The 23301-nt window shown below is 55.2% G+C and carries 26 protein-coding genes; 9 read left to right on the top strand and 17 right to left on the bottom strand.

Annotated features, from left to right (window positions below; genetic code table 11):
• Nucleotides 1-11 precede the first annotated feature (11 nt).
• A complete protein-coding gene (gene nfsA, locus ACIGG6_RS07715; RefSeq protein WP_253507156.1) occupies nt 12-743 on the bottom strand; it encodes an oxygen-insensitive NADPH nitroreductase in 732 nt (243 codons plus the stop codon).
• A 35-nt stretch (nt 744-778) separates the two neighbouring features.
• On the bottom strand, nt 779-1708 hold the full coding sequence (locus ACIGG6_RS07710; RefSeq protein WP_253507153.1) for a formate/nitrite transporter family protein: 930 nt from the start codon (nt 1706-1708) through the stop codon (nt 779-781).
• A gap of 193 nt (nt 1709-1901) precedes the next feature.
• Here ACIGG6_RS07710 and ACIGG6_RS07705 point away from each other — a divergent pair, with 193 nt between their 5' ends.
• A complete protein-coding gene (locus ACIGG6_RS07705) occupies nt 1902-2669 on the top strand; it encodes a class I SAM-dependent methyltransferase (protein WP_083024893.1) in 768 nt (255 codons plus the stop codon).
• Between the two features lie 82 nt (nt 2670-2751).
• On the opposite strand, the gene ACIGG6_RS07700 is transcribed toward ACIGG6_RS07705, so the two are convergent.
• Nucleotides 2752-4407, bottom strand: a complete 1656-nt coding sequence (locus ACIGG6_RS07700; protein WP_399843671.1) for a methyl-accepting chemotaxis protein — start codon at nt 4405-4407, stop codon at nt 2752-2754.
• 171 nt (nt 4408-4578) lie between these two features.
• Entirely contained in the window at nt 4579-5640 is a 1062-nt protein-coding gene (locus tag ACIGG6_RS07695) for an NAD(P)-dependent alcohol dehydrogenase (RefSeq protein WP_399843668.1), read from the bottom strand.
• A gap of 197 nt (nt 5641-5837) precedes the next feature.
• Between ACIGG6_RS07695 and ACIGG6_RS07690 the strand changes: the two genes are divergently transcribed.
• Nucleotides 5838-6731, top strand: coding sequence for an AraC family transcriptional regulator (locus tag ACIGG6_RS07690; protein WP_399843665.1), 894 nt, complete (start codon nt 5838-5840; stop codon nt 6729-6731).
• 20 nt (nt 6732-6751) lie between these two features.
• On the opposite strand, the gene ACIGG6_RS07685 is transcribed toward ACIGG6_RS07690, so the two are convergent.
• Complete coding sequence (locus ACIGG6_RS07685; RefSeq protein WP_062360191.1) at nt 6752-7177, bottom strand: VOC family protein; 426 nt, start codon at nt 7175-7177, stop codon at nt 6752-6754.
• 181 nt (nt 7178-7358) lie between these two features.
• Between ACIGG6_RS07685 and ACIGG6_RS07680 the strand changes: the two genes are divergently transcribed.
• Nucleotides 7359-8234, top strand: coding sequence for a LysR family transcriptional regulator (locus ACIGG6_RS07680; protein ID WP_399843661.1), 876 nt, complete (start codon nt 7359-7361; stop codon nt 8232-8234).
• Nucleotides 8235-8281: 47 nt separating this feature from the next.
• Here the strand turns inward: ACIGG6_RS07680 and ACIGG6_RS07675 are convergent, their stop codons facing one another.
• On the bottom strand, nt 8282-8506 hold the full coding sequence (locus ACIGG6_RS07675) for a helix-turn-helix domain-containing protein (RefSeq protein ID WP_083024885.1): 225 nt from the start codon (nt 8504-8506) through the stop codon (nt 8282-8284).
• A 189-nt stretch (nt 8507-8695) separates the two neighbouring features.
• Between ACIGG6_RS07675 and ACIGG6_RS07670 the strand changes: the two genes are divergently transcribed.
• Complete coding sequence (locus ACIGG6_RS07670; protein ID WP_054641478.1) at nt 8696-8908, top strand: DUF3820 family protein; 213 nt, start codon at nt 8696-8698, stop codon at nt 8906-8908.
• A gap of 21 nt (nt 8909-8929) precedes the next feature.
• On the opposite strand, the gene ACIGG6_RS07665 is transcribed toward ACIGG6_RS07670, so the two are convergent.
• On the bottom strand, nt 8930-9280 hold the full coding sequence (locus tag ACIGG6_RS07665) for a hypothetical protein (RefSeq protein WP_399843658.1): 351 nt from the start codon (nt 9278-9280) through the stop codon (nt 8930-8932).
• A gap of 121 nt (nt 9281-9401) precedes the next feature.
• On the opposite strand from ACIGG6_RS07665, the gene ACIGG6_RS07660 reads away from it, so the two are divergent.
• On the top strand, nt 9402-10166 hold the full coding sequence (locus tag ACIGG6_RS07660; RefSeq protein WP_399843655.1) for a DUF1499 domain-containing protein: 765 nt from the start codon (nt 9402-9404) through the stop codon (nt 10164-10166).
• A gap of 16 nt (nt 10167-10182) precedes the next feature.
• Here the strand turns inward: ACIGG6_RS07660 and ACIGG6_RS07655 are convergent, their stop codons facing one another.
• The 6 genes from ACIGG6_RS07655 to ACIGG6_RS07630 all read right to left on the bottom strand — a co-directional run bounded on the left by ACIGG6_RS07655 (nt 10183) and on the right by ACIGG6_RS07630 (nt 16213).
• Entirely contained in the window at nt 10183-10575 is a 393-nt protein-coding gene (locus ACIGG6_RS07655; protein WP_399843652.1) for a ribbon-helix-helix domain-containing protein, read from the bottom strand.
• 92 nt (nt 10576-10667) lie between these two features.
• Nucleotides 10668-11237: a DJ-1/PfpI family protein gene (locus ACIGG6_RS07650; protein WP_399843649.1), complete on the bottom strand. Its 570-nt coding sequence runs from the start codon at nt 11235-11237 to the stop codon at nt 10668-10670.
• A gap of 185 nt (nt 11238-11422) precedes the next feature.
• Nucleotides 11423-12049 carry an SDR family oxidoreductase gene (locus ACIGG6_RS07645; protein ID WP_399843647.1) on the bottom strand — a complete coding sequence of 209 codons (627 nt, stop codon included), beginning with the start codon at nt 12047-12049 and terminating at the stop codon, nt 11423-11425.
• Nucleotides 12050-12180: 131 nt separating this feature from the next.
• Complete coding sequence (locus ACIGG6_RS07640; RefSeq protein WP_399843644.1) at nt 12181-14295, bottom strand: methyl-accepting chemotaxis protein; 2115 nt, start codon at nt 14293-14295, stop codon at nt 12181-12183.
• Between the two features lie 41 nt (nt 14296-14336).
• On the bottom strand, nt 14337-15497 hold the full coding sequence (locus ACIGG6_RS07635; protein ID WP_253506022.1) for an ABC transporter substrate-binding protein: 1161 nt from the start codon (nt 15495-15497) through the stop codon (nt 14337-14339).
• 104 nt (nt 15498-15601) lie between these two features.
• Nucleotides 15602-16213 carry a flavin reductase family protein gene (locus ACIGG6_RS07630; RefSeq protein WP_253506024.1) on the bottom strand — a complete coding sequence of 204 codons (612 nt, stop codon included), beginning with the start codon at nt 16211-16213 and terminating at the stop codon, nt 15602-15604.
• A 100-nt stretch (nt 16214-16313) separates the two neighbouring features.
• Here ACIGG6_RS07630 and ACIGG6_RS07625 point away from each other — a divergent pair, with 100 nt between their 5' ends.
• The 3 genes from ACIGG6_RS07625 to ACIGG6_RS07615 all read left to right on the top strand — a co-directional run bounded on the left by ACIGG6_RS07625 (nt 16314) and on the right by ACIGG6_RS07615 (nt 18024).
• Complete coding sequence (locus ACIGG6_RS07625) at nt 16314-17261, top strand: D-2-hydroxyacid dehydrogenase family protein (RefSeq protein WP_399843643.1); 948 nt, start codon at nt 16314-16316, stop codon at nt 17259-17261.
• Between the two features lie 72 nt (nt 17262-17333).
• Nucleotides 17334-17750 carry an alternative ribosome rescue aminoacyl-tRNA hydrolase ArfB gene (arfB, locus tag ACIGG6_RS07620; protein ID WP_253502788.1) on the top strand — a complete coding sequence of 139 codons (417 nt, stop codon included), beginning with the start codon at nt 17334-17336 and terminating at the stop codon, nt 17748-17750.
• Between the two features lie 76 nt (nt 17751-17826).
• Nucleotides 17827-18024, top strand: a complete 198-nt coding sequence (locus ACIGG6_RS07615) for a DUF1289 domain-containing protein (protein WP_253502791.1) — start codon at nt 17827-17829, stop codon at nt 18022-18024.
• A gap of 33 nt (nt 18025-18057) precedes the next feature.
• Here the strand turns inward: ACIGG6_RS07615 and ACIGG6_RS07610 are convergent, their stop codons facing one another.
• The 3 genes from ACIGG6_RS07610 to ACIGG6_RS07600 form a co-directional block, all read right to left on the bottom strand.
• The gene (locus ACIGG6_RS07610; protein WP_399843639.1) at nt 18058-19101 is read right to left on the bottom strand and encodes a proline racemase family protein; all 1044 of its coding nucleotides are present in this window, start codon (nt 19099-19101) and stop codon (nt 18058-18060) included.
• An 11-nt stretch (nt 19102-19112) separates the two neighbouring features.
• Nucleotides 19113-20294, bottom strand: a complete 1182-nt coding sequence (locus ACIGG6_RS07605) for a zinc-binding dehydrogenase (RefSeq protein WP_253502797.1) — start codon at nt 20292-20294, stop codon at nt 19113-19115.
• A gap of 97 nt (nt 20295-20391) precedes the next feature.
• On the bottom strand, nt 20392-20970 hold the full coding sequence (locus tag ACIGG6_RS07600) for an NnrU family protein (RefSeq protein WP_253502799.1): 579 nt from the start codon (nt 20968-20970) through the stop codon (nt 20392-20394).
• 166 nt (nt 20971-21136) lie between these two features.
• Between ACIGG6_RS07600 and ACIGG6_RS07595 the strand changes: the two genes are divergently transcribed.
• Nucleotides 21137-22315: an MFS transporter gene (locus tag ACIGG6_RS07595; RefSeq protein WP_253502801.1), complete on the top strand. Its 1179-nt coding sequence runs from the start codon at nt 21137-21139 to the stop codon at nt 22313-22315.
• Here ACIGG6_RS07595 and corA read toward each other — a convergent pair.
• The gene (gene corA / locus ACIGG6_RS07590) at nt 22312-23280 is read right to left on the bottom strand and encodes a magnesium/cobalt transporter CorA (protein ID WP_062360163.1); all 969 of its coding nucleotides are present in this window, start codon (nt 23278-23280) and stop codon (nt 22312-22314) included. The two genes, ACIGG6_RS07595 and corA, sit on opposite strands and share 4 nt — an antisense overlap.
• Nucleotides 23281-23301 lie beyond the last annotated feature (21 nt).

The following is a 23301-nucleotide window of genomic DNA, read 5'->3' as shown; positions in this document are numbered from 1 at the left end:
AGGATGACTCCTTATTTCATGGTAAAGCCGCGTTTCACCAAGAAATCACGCATATGGGGGCGCAGCTTGCTATCAAATAGAGGGGTTAGGTTGTGCGACCAATCACTATTTTTATTGCCGCTACTACGAGATTGATAGTACGCCTGCATGGTGTCGTCAAAGGCGGCTACATGGTCACTATCATCAGTGTAGTAGTCCTCTTTAAGAATCGCTTCAACGGGCAGTCGCGGCTTCACCTCTGGCTGGTGGGCGGGGTACCCAAGGCACATACCAAACACTGGGTAAACATGAGCGGGCAGACGCAGTAGTTCGCTCACCGCATCTGGGTTGTTACGAATGCCGCCGATATAGCAAATACCCAGCCCTTCCGATTCGGCAGCTACGGCCACATTTTGTGCCATGAGCGCGGTATCCACCGTGGCGACAAGCAGCTGTTCCGTCATACCGCGCTCAACGTTGGCGCCCGTGCGGGCGGAAGCTTCTGTTGGGCGCTTCATATCGGCACAGAAGACTAGAAACGCCGCACTGCTAGCGACATAGCCCTGCCCGCCTGCCAGCTCGGCAATGGCTTCACGGTTATCCGGATCTTTCACATGAATCACCGTGTACGCCTGTACATGGCTAGACGTGGCAGCGGCCTGCCCTGCTTTAATCAGCTCTAACAGCAGGCCGTGGGGGATCTCTTGATCAGTGAATTTACGAATCGAACGGTGGGAATTCAGTAGCTTAATCACGTCATTCATAACATTTTCCTCTTCAGTGCTTTTCGATAAGCGGGTTAGCGTTTGCGACGATAAAACAGGCCTTGCTTACACTCTCGCTGGGCCTCAACGTCGCCACGAATCTGCGCATGACTGATCAGCGCAAAAATAAACGTACCGCCAATCACGTTACCGGCCAGCGTAGGCAGCGCAAAGCCCACCACCGCGTCGTACCAAGAAATATGACCATCGAACACCAGATACAGCGCTTCACTGGTGCCGACGATGATGTGGGTAAACTCACCAATCGCCATGACATAGGTGACGATAATAATGATCCATACCTTCGCCTGATCGGCGGCGGGAATCAGCCACACCAGCGTCGCAATCATCCAGCCAGCAAGAATCCCCTTAGAGAACATTTCCATTGGCGTGTTCGCCATCATGTGTTCACCTAAGGCAATAAAGGCTTGATGGGTAGCCTCATCAAACATCGGCATATGCAGAAAGGTAAATGAGGAGAGCGCAGCGCCAAGCAGGTTACCTACCAGTACCACCCCCCACAGCCGACCCAGGGCGCCAACATTGGGCAGCGTTGGGTGGCTCATCACGGGTAAAACGGCGGTGACCGTATTTTCGGTAAATAGCTGCTGCCGGGCTAAAATGACAGCGATAAAACCGACGGTATAACCAATACACTCCACCAAAAAGCCAATATCCGTTTCCGGCAAGTGGGCATGCATAACACCCCGCGCCACCATTGAGAAGCTCATGGAAATACCGGCTGCAATGGCCGACCAGAGCAGCGCCATGGAATCGCGGGAGAGTTCTTTTTGCCCTTCTAAGCGTAGGTGCTGATGAACTACCGCCGCCCTGGAAGGCAGCTTAGCTTCACGCTCCTCTTTGGGGGAACTGGCGTCCTGTACCGAGGTATCACGCTGCGAACTCTCTTCGCCGTGCTCTTCCCCACCTTCAAAATTATCATCCGCTTGATGATGCTGGCTCATGGTTGCTCTCTCCCTGATAAGTCATCAGCGTAACCGTATTGTCTACACTTGGGTAGACGGTCAATGTGGTTAACACTGGGTTGTTAACGTACGGTGGTTAAAGAATTTTTACGTGATGTTGCACGCGTGAAAGTGAACGCTCGCTATACTGCTAATAACCCACTGAGCCCAATAACAATGCTAGGAAGCCGATATGTCAAACGCCTCTCACTCCCCGTCAGGTCAGGCATGGAATGCCGACCGGTACGCGGAACATGCCAGCTTTGTTCCTGATCTTGGCCATGACGTGGTCAAGCTGCTCTCGCCCCAGCCAGGGCAGCGCATTCTGGATCTTGGCTGCGGCGAAGGTGCATTAACTGAGCGCATTATGCAGCTAGGTGCCGATGTACTGGGTATCGATGCCTCTGCTGATATGGTGGCCGCCGCCCAAAAACGTGGCGTAACGGCACGAATCATTGACGGCCACCAGCTGCCCTTTGACCATGAGTTCGATGCGGTATTTAGCAATGCAGCACTGCACTGGATGCTGGATCCTCAAGCAGTGCTGGCCGGAGTAAAACGGGCACTGAAGCCCGGCGGGCGTTTCGTAGCGGAATTTGGCGGCCATGGCAACGTGGCCGCCATTTGCACTGCGCTCATTGCCTCGCTGCAGTTTCGCGGCATTAGCTCTAAAGGCCGCCACCCTTGGTATTTTCCAACCACCAAGGAGTATGGCAACCTGCTTCAAACGGTTGGCTTCCGTGTGGATAGCATTGAACTCATCCCCCGCCCAACGCCGCTGCCTGATGGCATGGCGAGCTGGCTAGAGACGTTTGCCAGCCCCTTCTTCCACGGGCTGGAAGATGATCTGAAAGACGCTATTTTCGATAACACGCTGAATCTGTTGGCCCACAGCCTAAGCGACGGCCAAGGTAACTGGACAGCGGATTATGTGCGCATCCGGGTGGTTGCCCACACTTAATCTGGCCCTTCTTAACCTCTCTCTTTAATCACATCTGGGGCAGCTAGTAAGCCGCCCCAGATGTTGTAGTGAGCGTGGCGGGTTAAAACTCGTCCCAGTCGTCGTTACTATTCACCGTTTGCGGGGCAGCAGGTTTGACAGCCGGGCGACGCTGTTGCGCCTCTAACGCAGGCGGGGCTGCGGGTTGCTCGCTGCCTTCCGCCAACCGGAAGGTGGCCATCAACGTCGCCAGCTGGCTCGCCTGCCCCTCCAACGCGTTAGCTGCCGAGCTGGTTTGCTGCACCAGCGCAGCGTTTTGCTGGGTCACCGAGTCCATTTCTGTCAGCGCGGCGTTGATCTGCTCGATGCCGCTATTCTGCTCGCGGGTGGCGGTGGAGATTTCACCCATCAGCGTGGTGACTTGGCGAATGGCGTCGACGGTTTGGTTAAGCGTTTCGCCACTCCGCTCCGCCTGGGTGGCACCGCTGTTGATTTGCGTAGTAGTTTGCTCAATCAGGCCACGAATCTCTTTGGCCGATTCCGCACTGCGCGTCGCCAGTGAACGCACCTCACTGGCCACCACCGCAAACCCGCGACCCTGCTCACCTGCCCGCGCGGCTTCAACCGAGGCGTTCAACGCCAAGATATTGGTTTGGAAGGCAATCGAGTCAATCACTCCGATAATATCGTTGACCCTATCAGCGCTAGCGGCAATCTCACGCATCAGCTTCACGGTTCGCTCTACCTCTTCGCCGCTGGCCTCTGCGGACTGGGAAGCCGCCACCGAGAGTTGGTCGGCCTCCTGGGCTATCTCGGCATTTTTACCCACGGTAGTCGCCATTTGCTCCATGCTGGAGGCGGTCTGCTGCAGCGCCGAGGCCTGCTGCTCGGTACGCGAAGAGAGGTCTTGGCTTCCCGATGAGATATCACTCGCCCCACTGTAGACGTGCTCACTGCTACTACGCAGCGACATCACTAGGGTTTTCAGTTTGTCCTGCATTGCTGAAAGCCCCTGAAATAGCTGGCCAATCTCATTGCGGCCACGGTCTTCAATCTTTCCGGTTAAGTCACCGTCGGCAATTTTTGCGAAGTGGCCCAGTGCTTGCTGAATCGGTGTCACCACGCCACGCATCATCGCGATACGAATCACCACCGCCGCGATTAAAGAGAACAGCAACAGGCCGATGGCAATAGCTCCGCCGATAGTCGCTAAGCGCCCTACCCGCTGCATCACCTGCTGACCGCGAGCTTCGGTGTAGGCCACCAATTCGCTCATGGACATATCAAGATTAGCGCCCAACTCACCCAGCGCTTCCTGGCGACGCTGTATCTGGAACGGTGCTGCGTCTAGCAAGGGAACCATGCCTTCGGTAACAAAGGCGTGATAGGCAGCCACTACCTCAGCACGGTAATTAGCAAGAGTACTTTCAGGCACCACGGGGATCGCCGAAAGCTCTTCAAACCGTTCTTGAGCAGCCACAACGGCCTCACCCGCCATCGCTAAGCTTTCCCGCCCTTTATCCGGATTCCCCTGCATACTCAGGCTTGCCGAGCGATCTAGAAAGGTTTGCGCCCTTAGCGCATTCACCTGGGTACGGTTTGCCAAATTCGCCAATCGCACGTTGGTGTTGTTGATCTCTTTAAGCGCTTGGTCGCTAGTGTAGCTGGCATAAAACCCCAGCCCACTAATAAGACCTATCATCACAACCAACAATGCTAAGGCAGCCGTCAAGCTCCATTTTATGGATAGTTGCTTCATTGGTGCGTTCCCTTTGTTTTATTAGATATTGCCCACATTTCAAAAGAGTAGAGCAAAATGAAGTGAAGTACGGCGCGTATGCGACTTTTTTATACCAACAATTTATCAATAACGGAAAAACAAAAAAGCCCACCGCCGTTAAGCGGTGGGCTCTATTCACGGCTGCAGAAATTAGGCAGCGGTGTCTTTCAGGGTCGCCATATCGATCACGAAGCGGTAGCGCACGTCGCCTTTCTCCATGCGCTCAAAGCCTTCGTTGATCTTATTGATATCAAGCATCTCGATATCGCAGGTGATGTTCTGTTCGGCGCACAGCTTGAGCAGCTCTTCGGTTTCAGCAATACCGCCGATCAAAGAACCCGCCACTACGCGACGCTTGAACACGAGATTGAACGCTTCGATGGCCGGTTCGATAGGCTCCAGCAGCCCGACCAGAATGTGCGTGCCATCGTACTTCAGCGATGTCAGGTAGGGGTTCAAGTCGTGCTGAACCGGAACGGTGTCCAGCATGAAATCGAAGGTTTCAGCGACGGCATCCATCTGTGCCTGATCGCTTGAGACCACTACATGGTCAGTACCGTTACGCTTGGCTTCTTCTACCTTGGCTTCAGAGCGGGTGAACACGGTCACTTCGGCACCCAGCGCTTTGGCCAGTTTGACGCCCATGTGACCCAGGCCGCCCATACCAATAATGCCCACTTTATGGCCTTTACCCACGCCGTGATGCTTCAGCGGTGAGTAGGTGGTGATACCGGCACACAGGATCGGCGCGGCGGATGCAAGATCAATGCCGTCAGGCATTTGCAGGACAAAGTGCTCGCTGACCACGATGGAATCAGAGTAGCCGCCCTGGGTCAGGGTGCCGTCTTGGCGGTCCGGGCTGCCGTAAGTCATGGTGAAGCCTTCCAGGCAATACTGCTCTACGCCATCTTTACAGGCGGAACAGGTACGGCAGGAGTCAACCATGCAGCCAACACCGACTAAATCACCGGCTTTAAAACGGCTCACGTCGCTGCCCACGGCAGTGACGCGGCCAACAATTTCGTGGCCCGGCACAACGGGGTACTGGCTCATGCCCCAGTCGTTGCGAGCAAAGTGCAGGTCGCTATGGCACACGCCACAGTAAAGGATTTCAATGGCAACATCGTCGGGGCGCGGCTCACGACGATCAAAGGTAAACGGCGCGAGCGGCTTTTCAGCGGAAAACGCGGCGTAAGATTTTGCTTGGCTCATGAAAACTCCTTTTTAATGCATCCCGCAGGTGCGGAAAGGTGTTTCTATTATTGGCTGCTTAGCGGGAGATAGCGATGAACGAAGCTACGTTTTTTTTGCTTATTCCTCTATTCAAGTGCAATAAAATAACAAAAAATGTCATAAAAACGTCATAATTATCGCCGCCGATGATATTCACCCGCGTAAGGAGAGCCCCGGTGGAAAGCACTGCACAAATGGGTAATGCCCTTGCCGACCTGATTACGTCGCTTGTCAAAAGCGATGGCATCAGTGCTTCGCGCTTAGCACGCGTAAACCTACTGTGTCTGGGCAGGCATCAGGTGCGTACCCCATTGATGTATGAACCCAGCCTGATCATCATCGCCCAAGGGCGCAAAGTGGGTTATTTAGGCGACCGTGAGATTCACTACAACCCAGGGCATTACCTGGTGCAAACGCTGCCCTTACCGTTTGAATGCGAAACTTACGGCTCCCCCGAGGCACCGCTACTGGGTATTTCAGTCAAGCTAGACCCCGCGCTGCTTAGTGAGATGGTCACCGCCATGGGGGATATACACCAGCCGCAAACGTCACCCATGCCGATGGCCTCGGTGGCGATGAATTACGGCATGCAAGCAGCCGTCCTGCGCTTGGCACGCACGCTGCATGACGACGTAGAGTGCAGCACAATGGGGGATGCAAGGATACGCGATGTGGTGTTTGAAGCGCTGAAAGGCGAGCAAGGCCCTGCCCTGAGGGCGCTGGTGAAGGGGCACGGCAATTACTCACGCATTGTGCAGGTGCTCTCTCAGCTACACACTCACTTTGCAGAAGACTTCTCTGTGGAGCAGCTGGCACAGCAGGCCAATATGAGCGTCTCGACCTTTCACCAGCATTTTAAACAGATTACCCGTGCCTCTCCTGCCCAGTACCTAAAACGGCTGCGCTTAATTAAAGCGCAGCAGCTGCTGTTGCAGGATAGCCACAATGTGAACCAAGCGGCGCTGGCGGTTGGCTACCGCAGCGTGCCGCAGTTCAGCCGGGACTATAAACGCTACTTTGGCGAGTCGCCGCTGCAGCATCGTCGCCAGGAGCAGGCGCTGCGCGCCTGATGGCTCCTGGCGAGCCAAGCTTATTTAGCGAAGATCTGACTCTTATCTTGGAAGGCTTTGAACTCTAGCGCATTACCGCAAGGGTCTAGCAGGAACATGGTCGCCTGCTCGCCCACTTCGCCTTTAAAACGGATGTAAGGCTCAATGATAAAGTCGGTATCGCGCTCTTTTAGACGCGCGGCCAGGGCTTCCCACTCATCCCACTCAAGAATTACCCCGAAGTGCGGTACCGGCACGTTGTGACCATCCACCGGGTTGGTGTGGGCGCTCTCTTGGCCGGGCGTTTTGGGGTGCTCATGAATCACCAACTGATGGCCGAAGAAGTTGAAGTCTACCCAATGGTCGCTGGAGCGGCCCTCTTCCAGACCAAACACGTCATTGTAAAAAGTACGCGCCAAGGCAACGTCGTACACCGGAATCGCTAAGTGGAAAGGGGAAAGGCTCATGGAAATCTCCTGGTGTGTTGCTGTTGTTGGGGAATGTCGCTGGGAATGTCGTTGGAAATGTATTTGTGAATGGCTAGCGCGTTGCGCTACCACCGTGTCACTATCCTAAAAGGCGTGATGCAAAAATAAAATCAATTGTTTTTTGATCTATTCATAACTTTTATTGATGAAAGCATAGACTATGATTCGCGAACTCAAGACGCTCATCGCCGTGGCTCAGCATGGCACCTTTGCGGCAGCAGGCCAGCACATTGGCCTAACGCAAGCCGCCGTGAGCGCGCAGATGAAGCGCTTGGAAGCGGAGCTTGGCGTGGAGCTATTCGAGCGCAGCGGCCGTACGGCGGTACTTACCCAGCGCGGGCAAGAGACGCTGCAACAGGCGCAGGCGCTGCTAGCGTTGTACGGCACCTTGGGGGCGTCATCCGCTGGGCAGGAGGTCGCTACTCGCGTCACCTTAGGGGCGATTGCTTCCATTCAGCGCTCGCTTTTGCCAAACGTATTGGCGCGCTTTCACCGCCAGTTTTCCGAGTGCCGCACCCGGGTAGTGCCGGGGCTTTCGCTTGCGCTGATGAATCAGGTGGATGCGGGGGAGCTGGATATGGCAGTGATCATTCGTCCGCCCTTTTCACTGCACAGCGACCTGCGCTGGCAGCCTCTGGCCCACGAACCGTTTCGCTTACTGGTGCCCCGGCAAATGGCCAGTGATGATTGGCGAGAGCTACTCTCCAGCCAGCCGTTTGTGCGCTATGACCGCGCGTCGTTTGGCGGCCGTCAGGTTGATCGATTTTTAAGAGATAACCACTGCCAAGTGCGGGACGTGTGTGAGGTAGACGAACTAGAAGCGATCGTGCAGCTGGTGACCAACGGCGTGGGGGTGGCGCTGGTGCCGCAGCCAAGCGCCATCCGGCGCTGGCCTGCCGGAGTGCGCGCCATCGATTTGAAAGAGCACACCTTCCATCGCGATATCGGCATCGTTCACCGCGCCAGCGGCCAGCTAAGTGAACCGGCTCTGGCACTGGCCGCCCTGCTGACGCAAGTAGCTAGCGCTACAAACTAAAACGCCAGCCCGGAGGCTGGCGTTGGAAAGCACATCACACGCATGGCTTACGCCTCGGTGGTGCTCTCTTCTTCCGTGGTGCCGGACGCTTCTTTAGGCTGTTCATTGGCCTCTGCTTCGTCTTGAACATCGCTCTGCTCAACGCTCTCGGCAGGCAGGTTCATAGGCTCGTCCAACTGCAGCGTTTGCGCCGTGTAGGCACGCACGTCGCTCAACAGCTCAGCCTGTTCGGAGGTGGGGTAGAACCGTTCTTTGTAGGCACGCTTTGTCATGCTGTATAAATATCAGGGTAGTGAGGCGAAGTCAATCTGGCACCGCTACGCGGTGCGCGCTTGTATCACCGCCCGACTGGGCGATGCTTTACGCGCTGTTTGGTAAAAAAATTAGACGAAAATCTAACAAAGAACCTCGACAACAGGAATATAAAAGAAAACTTAAATGAGAATGAAAGGAATTAACGCATGAAGCCAGAAGATCTGGAGACGTTGGTGACGCGAAAGATGCCCTTTGGCAAATATGAAGGCTGGATCATTGCGGACTTGCCGGGCCCTTACCTGAACTGGTTTGCCCGGGAAGGGTTTCCCAACGGGGAGATTGGTCAACTGCTGCAACTGATGCATGAAATTGACCATAACGGCTTAAGCGATTTGTTAACGCCGCTGCGCCAGCGCTAACAAAAGTGAGTCACGCGCCCACTAGCGGGCAAACAGCGCCTGCTCACGCTCTTCGGTATAGCGGGCGCTATGCTGGGCTGGGTCGTTTGGAAACCGGCCTAGCGCAACGGCTTTTTCGAAAAAGCCGCTGGCCGGTAAACCCTCCCCCCGACGGCTGATGACCAGCGTGGCGATCATTGGCCGCCCGGCGGCTACATCCTCTTCCATCAACTGTTCAAGCGCTTGGGCCACCCGTGCAATGGTACGCGGTGGCGTCAGCCCTAGGGTGTTGGCTACCTGCTGATAGGTCATGGGCAGCGCGCTGGCCGGGGCCTGGGTTAACAGTGCGCGGATGGAAGCCGCTAAGGGCGAAGTGGCATGGGAATGGCTCATCGGAGTGACTCTTGCGTTCGGGTATCGGGCCGGAAAGATAGCCACGCTACCATATCGCTGGCTATGCTGTGGCCAATGCCTGTTATTTCAAACGGTGCTCACAAAAACGCAAGGGGGAAATATGGCCGATAAACTCCACCAGCAACGCCATAAAAGCCGCTGGCCCAAGGTGCTGACGTGGTTCAGTGTGCTGGCGCTAGTGGCAGCGGCACTATTAATGGCGGGTGCAGGCCCGGCCTATCGCTGGGAATGGGTGGGGTTGAGCGAGGCTTTCAACCTTCTGCGTAACGGCGTTTATGCCGCCATGGCAGCGGTGGCGCTTAGCGTGTTAGTGCTGCTCATCAGCGCGATCACTCGGCGTGGAGGAACAGCGTTCGTCGCCATAGCGGTATTAATCGCCACTGCCGCCCTGCTCTACATGCCTTGGCAACAGTGGCAGCGCGCCCAACAGGCCCCGGTGATTCATGACATCACCACCGACACCCAAAACCCACCAGCGTTTGTTGCGCTACGCGAGGAGCGCGAAGCGGCTCCCAACGGGTTAGATTATCCAGGCGATGACACCGCCGAACAGCAACGGGCAGCCTACCCGAACGTTCAACCGCTGGTAGTAGAGGCTCCTGCCACCACCGTACTCGCCGCCGCTCAAGCAGAAGTCGAAGCGGCGGGCTGGGAGATTGCTGAGATTACCCAAAACCGTTTGGAAGCCACCGCCGTGACCCGCTGGTTTGGCTTTGAGGATGATGTGGTGATCCGCTTAACCGAACAGGGCCAGAGCACCCAGGTAGATGTGCGCTCTGCATCACGGCTCGGTGCCAGCGATGTGGGCACCAACGCGCTGCGTATCGAGGGCTTTTTAAACGCGCTGCGCGAGCGGCTGGAGTAACCGCCACATACCGAGACTAGTGGACATGTTTTTTATGCAGCGCGCGCTCACTCAAAGTGATATCACGCAGCGTGCTTTCACGGGAGAGAATCTCCTGGGCGTCCAGCTCACCGATGGGCACCGCCATGTTGGGAGGTATATCGCCGCTAAGCTGTAGGGCTTGGTAGCGCAATGCGCATACGCGTAAAAACGAGGTGAAGTTGCCCAGATCGTGCCCAGCATCAATCGACTCATGGTAAAGCCGGGTGATCATTTGGGCGGTATTCATACCATCGCGCTGGGCGATTTCTTCTAGCAGTTGCCAGAAGTAGTTCTCCATCCGTACGCTGGTTACCATCCCGTCGATGCGCAGCGAGTGCGTAGCGCTTCGCCATAGCTCTGGGTCAGCATCAATAAACAGTTTGCACATAACGCCCCCTTGCACTTACTTGCGCCCATTGTATGAGTTCAGCATAGCGGTTGATGTAATGCGCGCCCAACAAGCGGGCGCGCTCCTTCGCTTTACTTGTTCAATAGCGCCATAAACTGCGCCAGCCAAGCTGGATGGGCGGGCCATGCCGGGGCAGTCACAAGATTGCCATCGGTAACGGCATCGGTGACTTCCAAGTTGGCGAACTGCCCGCCAGCGAGCTCGACTTCCGGCTGGCATGCGGGATAAGCCGAGCACTGTTTGCCCTCCAGCACCTTGGCCGCGGCCAGTAGCTGGGCGCCATGGCAAATCGCCGCCACCGGTTTTTGGGTATCAAAAAAGTGCTTCACCATGGCGAGCACTTCTTGATTGAGCCGCAGATACTCAGGTGCCCTGCCACCGGGCACGACCAGGGCGTCGTAATCGGCCGGGTTGATGCTGGCGAAATCTGCATTTAGCGCAAACCGGTGCCCGGGTTTCTCGCTGTAGGTCTGGTCGCCTTCAAAGTCGTGGATCGCAGTGGCAACCGTATCCTCCGAGGCTTTACCGGGGCATACCGCATCGACTTGGTGCCCCACCGCCATCAGCGCCTGAAAGGGCACCATGGTTTCGTAATCTTCTGTGAAATCACCGGTAATCATTAAAATACGTTTGCTGCTCATCTCCGTTCTCCTTGTGATTGTGTCGAGGTGGAGCACACGCAATAGACGTGTTTATTGAGACTAGCAAGCGCCGCGCTCAGGCGGGTAGTACACCCTTACTACACCGTCAGGTCATTTCACTCAGTACAAAAAAGCCCGCTGAGAACCAGCGGGCTTTTGGCTACTTAGTACTTAAATAACGAGCACTAGAGCAGCGCGTCGATAGGCCGCTGGCCATCAAGCAGCGTGACTTCTTGATTGATGAGGCCAGGGGTTTGCACCACACGTAGCAATGCATAGGCCACGTTGGCCCGAGAGATTTGGTTATCCCCCGCTTCTTCGACGGTACTGGCAAACTTATGGGTCGGCGCATCATCGGTGAGGCGGCCTGGTTTTAGAATTACATAGGAGACATCGCTATGACGAAGATGAGCATCCGCCGCAAATTTGGCCGTCATATAGGGGCGCATTTTCTCTGGGGCTTCCAGCGGTTTTTCCGCCCGAATGGCGCTGACCATGATATAGCGCGACAGCCCGTGCTGGCTGGCAATGTCCGCCGCACGAATCGCCCCAAATAGATCGATCATCAACGTTTTATCTGGCCCGGTATGGGGACCAGAACCGGCGGTAAAGACGACTTGATCACAGCCCTCAAAGGCGTGCTCAAAGTCACCTTCAAGATCGCCCACCACGGTTTGAATACCCCGCTCCTGGAACCAAGCGGCCTGCTCCTCACTGCGAATCATGGCTTTAATAGGCGTGCCAGACTGCTTAGCTAGCTCGCAAAACTGTTTACCGATTTGACCATTGGCACCAATCACTAGGGTTGTCATATTGCCTCTTTGTCAGTCGCATTTCTCTTATCAGTGTAGGCAATACGTCTAAAGTTCAACCGCTTACTAAAAAAACAGCGAACACCTTCCGGTGTTCGCTGCTAGCTATCGGTAAAGGTTCAAGCTTTCGATCAGGTCAGGCGGGCGGTATCCTGCTTCGCAGGTAGCGCAGCCTGATGCTGTCCAGGGCTGTGACTCACGTGGAAGCGGCTGACCAGCGTGTGCATATCGCCTGCGCGATCGTCCAAGGTCTGACTAGCGGTAGAGGCTTCTTGTACCAAGCGGGCATTTTGGTGCGTGACCTGATCCAACTGCGAGATCGCTTGGTTAATCTGGTCGATACCCGCCGACTGCTCTTTAGTCGCTCCGGCAATTTCCGTTACGTAGCGAGTCACTTCGGATAGGCTGTCGATGATTTCCTGCAAGTGGTGGCTGGAGGCATTTACCAGCTGTTCGCCTTCACTCACTTTTTTCACGCTGTCATCTACTAGGTGGCGAATTTGCGCCGCCTCTTCCGCACTGCGCCCTGCTAGTTTACGTACTTCCTGGGCAACCACCGCGAAACCACGCCCCTGCTCTCCTGCCCGGGCGGCTTCTACCGAAGCGTTCAATGCCAGAAGGTTCGTTTGGAAGGCGATATCATCAATGGCTTTGATAATAGAGGTAATCTTTTCGCTCGCCTGCCGGATATCGCTCATGGCAGCAGTGGTGCGCTTGGCAACATCGCCCGCTGAACGCGCTCGCTCATCCACACTACCGCTGGCACCTTTAGCTTGGTCGGCGTAGTCAGCGGTCTGTTTTACCGTGGCGGTTATCTGTTCCAGGCTAGAGGCCGTTTCAGCCAGCGATGCCGCCTGCTGATCGGTCCGCTGGGAAAGGTTTTCATTACCGGCGGCAATCTGACGGCTGCTCGCGGCAATGGCTTCGGCGCTTTCACGAATTCTCGCCACCATGCCTTCAAAGGTATCCATCATTCGGTTAAATGCCTGGGCCGCTTGCCCGACCTCATCATTACGCTCTAGGGCTAAGCGCATGGATAAGTCGGCATTTTCACCGGCAGCGCCGCTGATGTTCTCCATCTGACGCCGCATGGCCACTAGTGGGCCCAGCACACGCACGAGGGTGCGCCAGCCGAAGATGGCCAATACTACGATGACGCCTAACGTTACCAAAATCAGCAGCGTACGACCTGCGTTAGCCAGGGTTTGGGCTTCATCGCTGGCACTTGCTGCCTTCTCTACCGTGTAAGCTTCAATATCACTGAGTGCATTACGCATTTGCATGGTGGCCTGGGCAACATTCACCAGAGCCGCTTGCACTTGGGCACCTAACGTCAGCTGCTGCTGGCGTAGGGCGTAAACTGAGTCGGCATCTTCAACCATCAGGCCGTTCAGCTCGACGATGACCGCATCAAGCCGCTTAATCATTTCGCGCTGTACAAACGTGGTGTCCGGCGCAGTTGCGATGGCAGCAAGTGATTGGCGCGCTAGCGAGACTTGCTGAGAAATTTGGTTACTGCGCAGGTTAACCAGCGCATCAACGCTATCAACCTGCATCATTTGGCGCCCTAGGTCTGAAAGAGTGGCAACCGCCATACGCGCGTTGCTACTTAGCCGCCCGACATCCACCTGCGCGCTAAAGATGTCATCTAATAACCGCGTCGGCAGTGTAGTTGTTCCCTCCTGCCGCCAAGCTTCTACTAGCTCACGTTGGATGCGCGCTTCACGCACTTGAGCCAGCGCTGTGCGGCCAGCAATATCTTCGGCGCTGTGCATCACATTAGTAATAGCAGCTTCCATTTGAGCAATCTGTTCGGCCATTTGCACCTGCAGATTCAGCGCATCGCGGCGCACACCCTCCAGCGCCTCATCGCCCGTCAACAGCGCCTGGAAGTGGTTATCCAAAGCAGACAGCTGCCCAGCGGCACCGGTTTCCTCAATATCCGCAAGCCCCTCTCGAGCCTGAGCATAGCGCTCTTCTAATGCGCTGCGGGGAGTGATGTCCGCCAACGCTTGCGTATCATCAGTCGCCAGTAAATCAGCATGCCGCTGTCCAAAAGCGCCCATGGTAAGCACCATGCTGCGGCTAGCGTCCTGCAGCGGCAGCACCTCGTCGGTAATGAAGTGCTGAACGTTAATTAAACGCTGGTTGGTCATCCAGCCCGTTCCTGCTAGCACAATGGCACCCAGTACAGCGGCGACAAAGAGGCTAATCAGCATAGCGCGGATACTTATGGTCTTTTTCATTAGAGTAGTTCGCCGTGTCAGAGAGAATGCAAACAGAAGAGTTACTGAGCTACGCTGGCCCAATCCAACGGCTCGAACTGGCCGTTTCGGATAACCGTAGGCCAAACAGCATCGCTTGCCTGATGGTCATTCGGGCCAAGAGTGAGCGGCTCCCCAACGCCTATATCAATACTGCCAAGGCTTAATAAGCCATCTACAACCGCTTCACGATCAGGGTTACTACCCGCGGCTTTTACACCTTCTACAAACAGCTTGGCCGCAAGGTAGCCCTCCAGAGAGATAAAGTCAGGGGCAGCGTTTGGCGCATACTCTGCCAGCGCTTGGCGATACTCTTCTACCGCAGGAAGGTCAGCATCTAGCGGTGGCACTACCTGCGTCACAATAACGCCCTCTGCTCGTCGTGAACCCAACTCCTCTAACAGCGCCTGGCTACCTACAAACGAGACGTTAAGAAAAAGCGTGTCAGGTAGGTCTTGACGAGCTTCACGGATAAAATCTGCTGCCGGCCCGAAAGTGCCAACAATGATGACCGCGCGTGGTGTGACTGGCGCTTGGAGAATAGTCGCCAAGCCCTGATGGATATTCCGGGTCCCACGGGTAAAGCGGCCATGAACCAAGTTAGCCGTATTGGAGAAGCCCCGCGCTTGCATAGCACTTATCGCGCCGTTATAGCCCGCATCCCCAAAACTATCGTTTTGGGTAAAAAAGGCAATTTCCTCCGGTTGAATACCTGCGCTAAGCAGCCCATCCACCATGGTGGCGGTCTCTTGTACGTAGCTTGCCCGATAGTTGATCACATAGCGGTCCGGTGGCGAACGGCGCAGAATACCTGCCCCTGTGAATGCACCAAACAGCAGTGTTTTCCCTTGGTTATAAATAGGAATGGTGACCGCTGCGGTGGGCGTACCCACATTGCCAACGGCGGCCAGTAGGTTCTCATCACTTACCAGATCACGGGTATGCTTGGCAGCCTGCAGCGGCGCATATTGATCATCATAGGCTTTTAAAGCCAACTGATTGCCGTTGACGCCACCTTCAGCGTTTATCTTGGCAAAGTAGGTATCAATTCCCTGCTGCATACCGATGCCTAACGGGGCAGCCCCCCCGCTTGAAGGGGCAACGATGCCCACCGTTAGTTCTGCCTGCGCCAGTGGCGCTGCTAACAGCCCAACTACCAATAGCCATGTTTTTGTACGCCGCATTAATTCTCCCCCTACGTAGTGCTGCTTTCTACTGTTATCGGCGGAAGAATATACGACTTAAGCCTAGCTAGCCTTAAACAGAATGTAATAAAACGTGTCGTCGGCTAGGCTGGTCGCTCAATGGAAAAACGGTCAGTGATGCGCACGTAGTCGCTGCCCGCTAAGCGGCCTATTGGTTGAAGTATTTCCATATTGACGTGACGACCATCCCATACAGAATCATCTGCATGGATCGCGACTACCTGCACCAGTACTAGGCTGCCTGCCAGTGGCCGGTCACCAAAACGAATGACATCCACCAGTTTGCAACCAAACGCCACCGGTGCCGCAGCTATCCGCGGTACGCTCACGCCCGGCATGGCGGCTTTTTCCAGCCCTGCGAGTACAAACTCATCCTCGCCTCTGGGCAGGCTCGCGCTGGTGGTGTTTAACGCCTCAATAAGTCCTTCCGTGCCCACATGCACCACGCACTCTTCCACTTCATTTAAATTACGCAACGTGTCTTTTGGCTGGGCGCTGCCGTCCAGTAACGGTGAGAATGCCAAAACAGGCGGATCAATGCTGGCAACGTTGAAAAATGAGAACGGTGCAAGGTTGGCGTTACCACGTTTATCTTGGGTAGCCACCCAGGCAATAGGCCGAGGGCACACGCTGCCAGATAGCAGACGGTAAAGCACACCTGCACTCAATGGCGCTTTCTCTAACAGGACATCCATGGGCGCTCCTTTTGAACGGTATTTGAAGGTACTATTTTGTGACGCTCTACTTCGCTTTACGTTTTGCCATTAACTAGGCTGCCCAGCAAGGAAACGGACTATGAATATTGTCATTCCAGATGACTATCAGGATTGTGTGCGAGGCCTTGACGCATTTGCGCTGCTTAACGGTCATAAGGTGACCATTTATAACGATACGGTTGGCGAACTGGATGCGCTGGTCGAACGCTTTAAAGAAGCGGATGCGTTAGTGCTAATCCGCGAGCGAACGCCTATTACAGCTGAGCTATTGGCGAGGTTACCCAAGTTAAAAGTGATCAGCCAGACGGGGGGTGGCGCTGCCCATGTGGATCTTGATGCCTGTCGGCAACATGGCGTGACGGTGATGACCGGAAAAGGCTCCCCCTATGCTGCTGCCGAGTTAACCTGGGGGCTGGTGTTGGCGGCAATGCGGCATATTCCCGAGGAGGTTGACAACCTAAAAGCGGGCCGCTGGCAGCGTACTTTAGGGACTGGGCTTAGGGGCCGCACGCTGGGCATATTTGGCTACGGCAAAATTGGCAGCCTAGTCGCTCGCTATGGGCAAGCCTTTGAGATGAAGGTATTGGTCTGGGGCCGTGAAGGCACCCGTCAGCGTGCTACAGAGGCTGGCCTGGCGGTGGCAGAGAGCCAAGAAGCCCTGTTTGCACAGTCGGATGTACTCAGCCTGCATCTGCGTTTAAATGAGGCTACCCGGGGCATTGTCACCGCCGCACATCTCGCACTAATGAAACCAACCTCCCTGCTAGTGAACACCAGCCGAGCACCATTAATCGCTCCAGGCGCGCTTGATGCTGCTTTAAAAGCAGGCCAACCCGGCCGTGCCGCAGTGGATGTATTTGACGAAGAGCCCGTGATTAACCACCCGCTGTTAGCACTGCCTAATCTCATTGCTACCCCTCACCTAGGCTATGTAGAAAAAGATAGCTATGAACTCTATTTCCACGATGCGTTTAACAATGTGCTGGCGTTTGACAGCAACCAGCCGATAACTAACTTGGCAGGGTAGCCATACAGCGGGCCGTCGCCTCTGTGTTAAATGTGCTAGCCTAAGATGCTACATGCGACACAGAGGAACTGAATGCTCACTATTTCCAATAGCGTCAGCGTGGCGGACTGGGAAATTGATATTAGCCAAATTCGCGCCCAGGGCGCTGGCGGCCAAAATGTCAACAAAGTTGCCTCAGCGGTGCATTTGCGTTTCGATATTCAGCGCTCAACGCTGCCGCCGGTTTATAAAGAGCGCCTGATGGCACTCTCCGACCAGCGCATCAGCAAAGAAGGCGTGGTGATTATTAAAGCCCAAAGCTACCGCACCTTGGAGCTGAATAAAGAGGACGCTTTGAACCGTCTACAGGTATTGATTCGAAGCGTGGCGAAACAGCCAAAAGCGCGCCGCCCAACCAAGCCCACCAAAGGCTCTCAGCGGCGTCGGGTGGACCATAAAACCCGCAAAGGCAAAATTAAGTCGCTGCGTGGTAAAGTGCCGGTGGGTTAGCAGGGAGCTGCCCTTACTCTTTTATACGTGCCCCTCTTTTATACGTGCCCTCTCGATACCTGACACAGTGACCGTCATGCCAATCCCATCTCGTCCATTATCGCCTTGTATTCACGTTTGCCAAATTAAGCCGAGCACCGAGGTCTGCCAGGGCTGCGGACGCACGCTGGATGAAATTGCCTATTGGGGTAGCATGACCGAGGCCGAAAAGGCCCCGGTATGGGAGCGCATTGAACAGGAAGGTTATGTTGTAGGCGGTGTGACTACCGATTGAGCACTTCACACTCCACCACCTACTCGCTCAACATTACTCGCTGTGACGGTCGCTCAGGATATGGTGAAGCTCGCCACAAGCCACCATCGGGTCGTCGCAGTTAATTACAATCTTGGAGTCCGCCAGTACATAGCTGCGCCCGGTAATGGTGTTTTCCACCACTTGGTAAGCGCCCTCCTGATGAGTACCAGTAAAGGTGCCGATAAAACCAGTTTCCCGCAGCGATACCGTTTCCAGCTTATCGCCCAGCTTTAAACGCCCTTCATAGTTCATCAGCGCTAGCCGTGCTGAGGTGCCGGTGCCCGTGGTGCTGCGGCAGATAACCCCGGGATGCACATAGGTGGTCGAACGCGAGCGGATATAGCCTTCGGCTACCTGCTCTTCCGGCCCCATAAAGTGCAAAAACGGCAGCGGGCCCACATCTCCCAAGGTGTAGTGGGAGAAGCCTCGCTGCGCCTGAATCGCCTCAACGATTTTATGGGCGCAGGCGGCAAGTGCCTGCTCTTCATCTCGCACCAGCTTGAATCCCAGCGCCTCGGCATCTACCAGGGCGTAAAAGCCGCCGCTATAAGCGACCGAGTAGGTCACGTCACCGATCCCTGGTACTTGGATGGTATCCCGATAGGTATCGATATAGCTGGGCAGACCTTCACACGTGACCGATTCCACCACGCCGTTATGCACGCGGGCTTCAATTTGCACCAACCCCGCAGGCGCTTCCAACTTAAAGCGCTGGATGCCCTCCTGCTTCGGCACAATGCCGGTTTCCAAAACGGCAGTGGCCGTGCAGAGCGTGTTGGAGCCGGAGTAAATCGGGTAGCCCATCACTTCCATAATGATATATCCCGCCACGGCTTCCGGGTCTGTGGCAGGAACCAGCAGGTCTACCGACATCTCTGGAATGCCATAGGGCTCTTCCAACAGCAAACGCCTGAGGCCATCGGCATCGTCGCGCAGATACTCCATCTGCTGACGAACCGTAGCGCCGGGTAGCGCATCAATACCACCGGTGACAATACGGCTGACATCGCCGCCCGCATGAGTGTCCAACAATTGAATCGTATGGAGGTTCTTCACAAACCCGCCTCCTAGGCAGTGGTAAGAGCAAAAGGTGCGCCGTGATTGTCCCACTGGGCATCGGGAACAATCACGATTTTACCCAGGTAGTTACTGCCACGGTTTACAAAATAGCGTTCGGCATCATGTAGCTCGGAGAGCTTAAAGGCGCCATGCAAAACGGGTTTAAGTTCGCCGCTGCGAATCCAGTCAATCAGCTGCTCTGCCTCTTCCCGGGTGCCGTGGGACACACCGAAAATCTGCACCTGATACAGATAAATGCGGGTCCACATGATTTCGCTGATATTGCCGCCGCTGGCACCAGCAATGGAAAGCCGTGGATAGGTGGTGCGGCGCTGCATATCGCCAATCATGGTGTCGATGAAAAGGTCGGTCATTTCGCCGCCTACCAGATCCATCACCGCATCAATCGCTTGGCCACCGGTTTCCGCCAGCACACGCTCGACAAACGTTGGCAGGTCGCCACGGTCAATCACCGCTTCCGCCCCAAGCGAAATAAGCGCATCGGCTTTATCAAGCTGACTTACCGCATAAGGGATCGCCCCAACAATGCGACACAGCTGAATGAGCGCCGTGCCCACCCCGCCGCTGGCGCCGCTAACCAACACCCGCTCGCCTGCGCGCACGTTGGCGGCAGTCATCATGTGGTAGGCCGTTTGATAGGAGCACATGCCCATAGCGGCCAGCTCAGCATCATGCAGTTCAGGGTTAGCGACGTGGTGAAACTGGTCGGCAGGCACCGCAATGTAGTCAGCATAGCCGCCATCAGCACCGTGGCCGTAGTAGTCCGGCGTGAGGTTAATATCACGACGCTCATCGGCGTAGATGTTGAAATCCAGTAGGCCACGCTCGCCGATACGATGCTCATCCACACCCTCACCTACGGCGACAATGCGCCCGGCAACATCGGCCCCTTGAATACGCGGGAACGTTAAGGTTGGCGAACCGCCCATGGCAAACGAGGTAACCTCCTCCTTGCCCTTCGTCGGGTAGAGCCCTTCGCGCGCTTTGCGGTCGGTGTTGTTTTTCGCGGTGGCCGTTACCTGGACGAGCACTTGGCCAGGCCCTGGCTTTGGTGTCGGCACATCCTGTCGATACTGCAAAGCATCCACATCACCGTGGCCGGTTAATAACATCGCAGACATCTTTGTTGGGATGGGCGTCGCGTGGGCAGTGTGTTGCGTGTCGGCCATGGGCTGGCTCCTTATTAGTGCATACGCCGCGACAATAACAAACGCCCGGCGAGGTTCAAGATATTAAGAGAACAAAACTGCGAGATGCATCAAAGGGCTAGCCAAAAACAGGTACGCCGATCAGTACGCCGTGTAAGTAGAAAGCAAACAGTCCGTAGGCCACCACGCCAATGGCAATCGTTGCCAGTGTCGCGGGCAGCGAGGTGGCCTGAGGCGCTGAAGGATGTTGGCGGCTACGCTGCTTGGCAGCTTTAAACGCCAAAATGGCCCATACAAGGAAAGCAGCAAAAAAGAGGATATCGCCCAGTCGACCATTCACCAGCAGGTGGGCGAACGCCCAAATTTTAACTGACAGCATCATGGGGTGGCCTAGTTTGGCCTTGATAGCGTTACGCGGTACGTAAGCAGCTGCCAGCATAATAAACGCAGGTAGCATCAATAACGCCACTGCATGGCGTAAGCCCATCGGCGGAAACCAGATATGGATAGGGTCCAAGCGCGTTAAGCCATAACCATAAATCGCGAGGGCCAGCCCTATCACGGCCACGGCTGAGTAAGCCAGCTTCCAGGTACCTTCGCCGCGTGCGGCTATTTGCTGCTGTCGCCAGGATTCAGCAAAAATGCGTACCGAGTGCCCGCCAAGAAATATTAGCAGGCCTAAGATCATAATCGTCATGGTGTTCACTCTCTGGTGAGTTGCAGGTCTTTGGTCGACTGCGAGCATGCCACACTCCCGCGTAAACCACATGGCACGGCGTCAACTTTTCGCCAATAGTGATGGGATGAAAAACACGTCAAGCTAGCCAACCAGCCGCATCCCTCAGACCCTGCCAAGGAACGGTATGCTTCACTTTATCTCTGCGTATCATCGTCGCCTTACCTGGACCTATTTTGGCCTGTTTATCGCCATCGGCATGACCGGCGGGCTGCTAGGCCCTGCCCTGCCCCATTTAGCCGCAGCGAGCGGTTCTTCCATGAGCCAGATTGCAGTACTGTTCACCGCCCGAGCGGTGGGCAATATGAGCGGCGCTATTGTAACGGGGCTGCTGATGGACCGCTTTAACGGCCATCGCGTGTTGTTAATGATGGGGGTACTGGCGGTGGCAGGACTCGCCTTGGCGCCGCTTAGCCCGCTCCTGGTGCTATTAACGCTGCTGTTTATGCTGTTGGGCTTTGCGGAAGTATCGCTAAACGCGGGGGGAAATACGCTACTGCTATGGCTACACCGCGATGCGGCAGGCCCAAACGTGAGCGCGTTACACTTCTGCTTTAGCTTCGGCAACATGCTTACGCCGCTGATTATGATTGCCGCACTCTCACTTACCGGGCAATTTCATCTCACGTTTTGGATTGTTGCATTAAGCGTGGCTGCCATGCTGTGGCCACTTTCGCGCTTTGCCAGCCCGACTATGCCAACGGTAGACCCTGACCCAGCCACTTTGGCAGCGCTCAAACATCGTGACCCACTGCTGCTGGGGCTATTTATGCTGCTGTTTTCCATTTATGTGGGCATTGAAATTACGTTTGCTGGCTGGGTGACGGCGTATGGCGCGCTGTCAGGGCTGACTACCGAGCAGGCGGCACTGCTGGCCACCCTATTCTGGCTAGCGCTATCTGCTGGCCGTTTGCTGGCCATTCCTCTGCTGCGTGTTTGTTCACCCTGGCAGGTGTTAGCCAGTTGTTTGGCGCTGGGCTTGGGTGCCTCGGCCGGCCTGCATTTTAACTGGCTGCCTCTAAGCCTCGGAGCACTGCTGTTTGGGCTTTCGGCTTCTGCTTTTTTCCCAACACTTTTTGCGCTATGCAACCAGGCCATTGTGATGCGGGGCCGCACCACCGGCGCTATTTTTACCGCAGCGGGTAGCGGTGCGTTGATTATTCCGTCTTTAACAGGCCCGCTGCTGGATATCGCCGGGGCCCGGGCTTTTCCTATGTTACTGGCCGCTCTGTGGCTCTTGATTGCGCTGGGGCTTTGCATGCTGGCATTTCGTTTACACCAACTCACCGCCCGACAAGGGCTTTAGAACCAGTCTTTGCGTTTAAACAGCCAGATTAAAATACCGCCAATACCCAACATGGCCCCCCATACAAAGAAGTAGCCGTATTGATAGCTAAGCTCAGGCATATATTCGAAGTTCATTCCGTAAATACCGGCAATGAACGTCAGCGGAACAAAAATAGCGGTAATCACCGTCAAAACACGCATGGTGATATTTAGCTGGTGAGAAGAAATAGAGATATAGCCATCCACCAAGTCACCGCAAATATCGTAGTACATTTGTGTCAGCGTATAGAGGCGCTCAAAGCGCTCCTCTACATCGGTAATCGCGTGCAGGGTTTCACTCTCACCTCTAGGTAAGTGGGCGTAGTCATACGCCGTTAGCTCTTGAGTAATACCTTTGTGATAGCTAAAGATACGCCGCATTTTCACCAGCCGCGAGCGGTAAGTCGTAATTTTACGCATCAGAACATCGTTGCCGTTTTCGAGCAGCTCATCCTCAAGATCGCTAAGTTCCATCTCAAACTCCAGCAGGCTATCAATATAAAATCCTGCTGAGGTATACATCACTTTTAATGCCACATGCTCTGGGGAAAGCGCCAGCAACGCCTTACCCTGCTCATTTAACAGCCGCTCAATACTCAAGGCTTCTCCGGGGTGAAGCGTTATCAAAAAACGTTCGCCGATAAAGAAACAGACCTGCTGGGGCACAAAATTAAGCTGGGCATCGAACGATGAAATGCCGCGATAAATAATCAGCGTATGGTTCTCAAACTCTTCAATTTTCGGCGGGTGTCGCTCTTTATGGGCATCTTGAATGGCCAAGGGATGGCAGTCAAAACGCTCTAGCACATCACGCTCCTGCGCTTCGCTTTCGCCTTTCATATCAACCCACAAATGGGCAGTGGGCATTGTTTTCCAGTCGTCGATTAGGCGTACATCCCCCTCGCGCACATCGCCTTCTGGGGTGGTTAATATGCAACGAATCATTTTCTTCCCTGGGTTCGTTAA

The sequence above is a fragment of the Vreelandella lionensis genome (genome assembly GCF_044543515.1).
Lineage (GTDB): Bacteria > Pseudomonadota > Gammaproteobacteria > Pseudomonadales > Halomonadaceae > Vreelandella > Vreelandella lionensis.
Note: the sequence above shows the minus strand (reverse complement) of the source record. Positions and strands in the feature narration are given on the sequence as shown.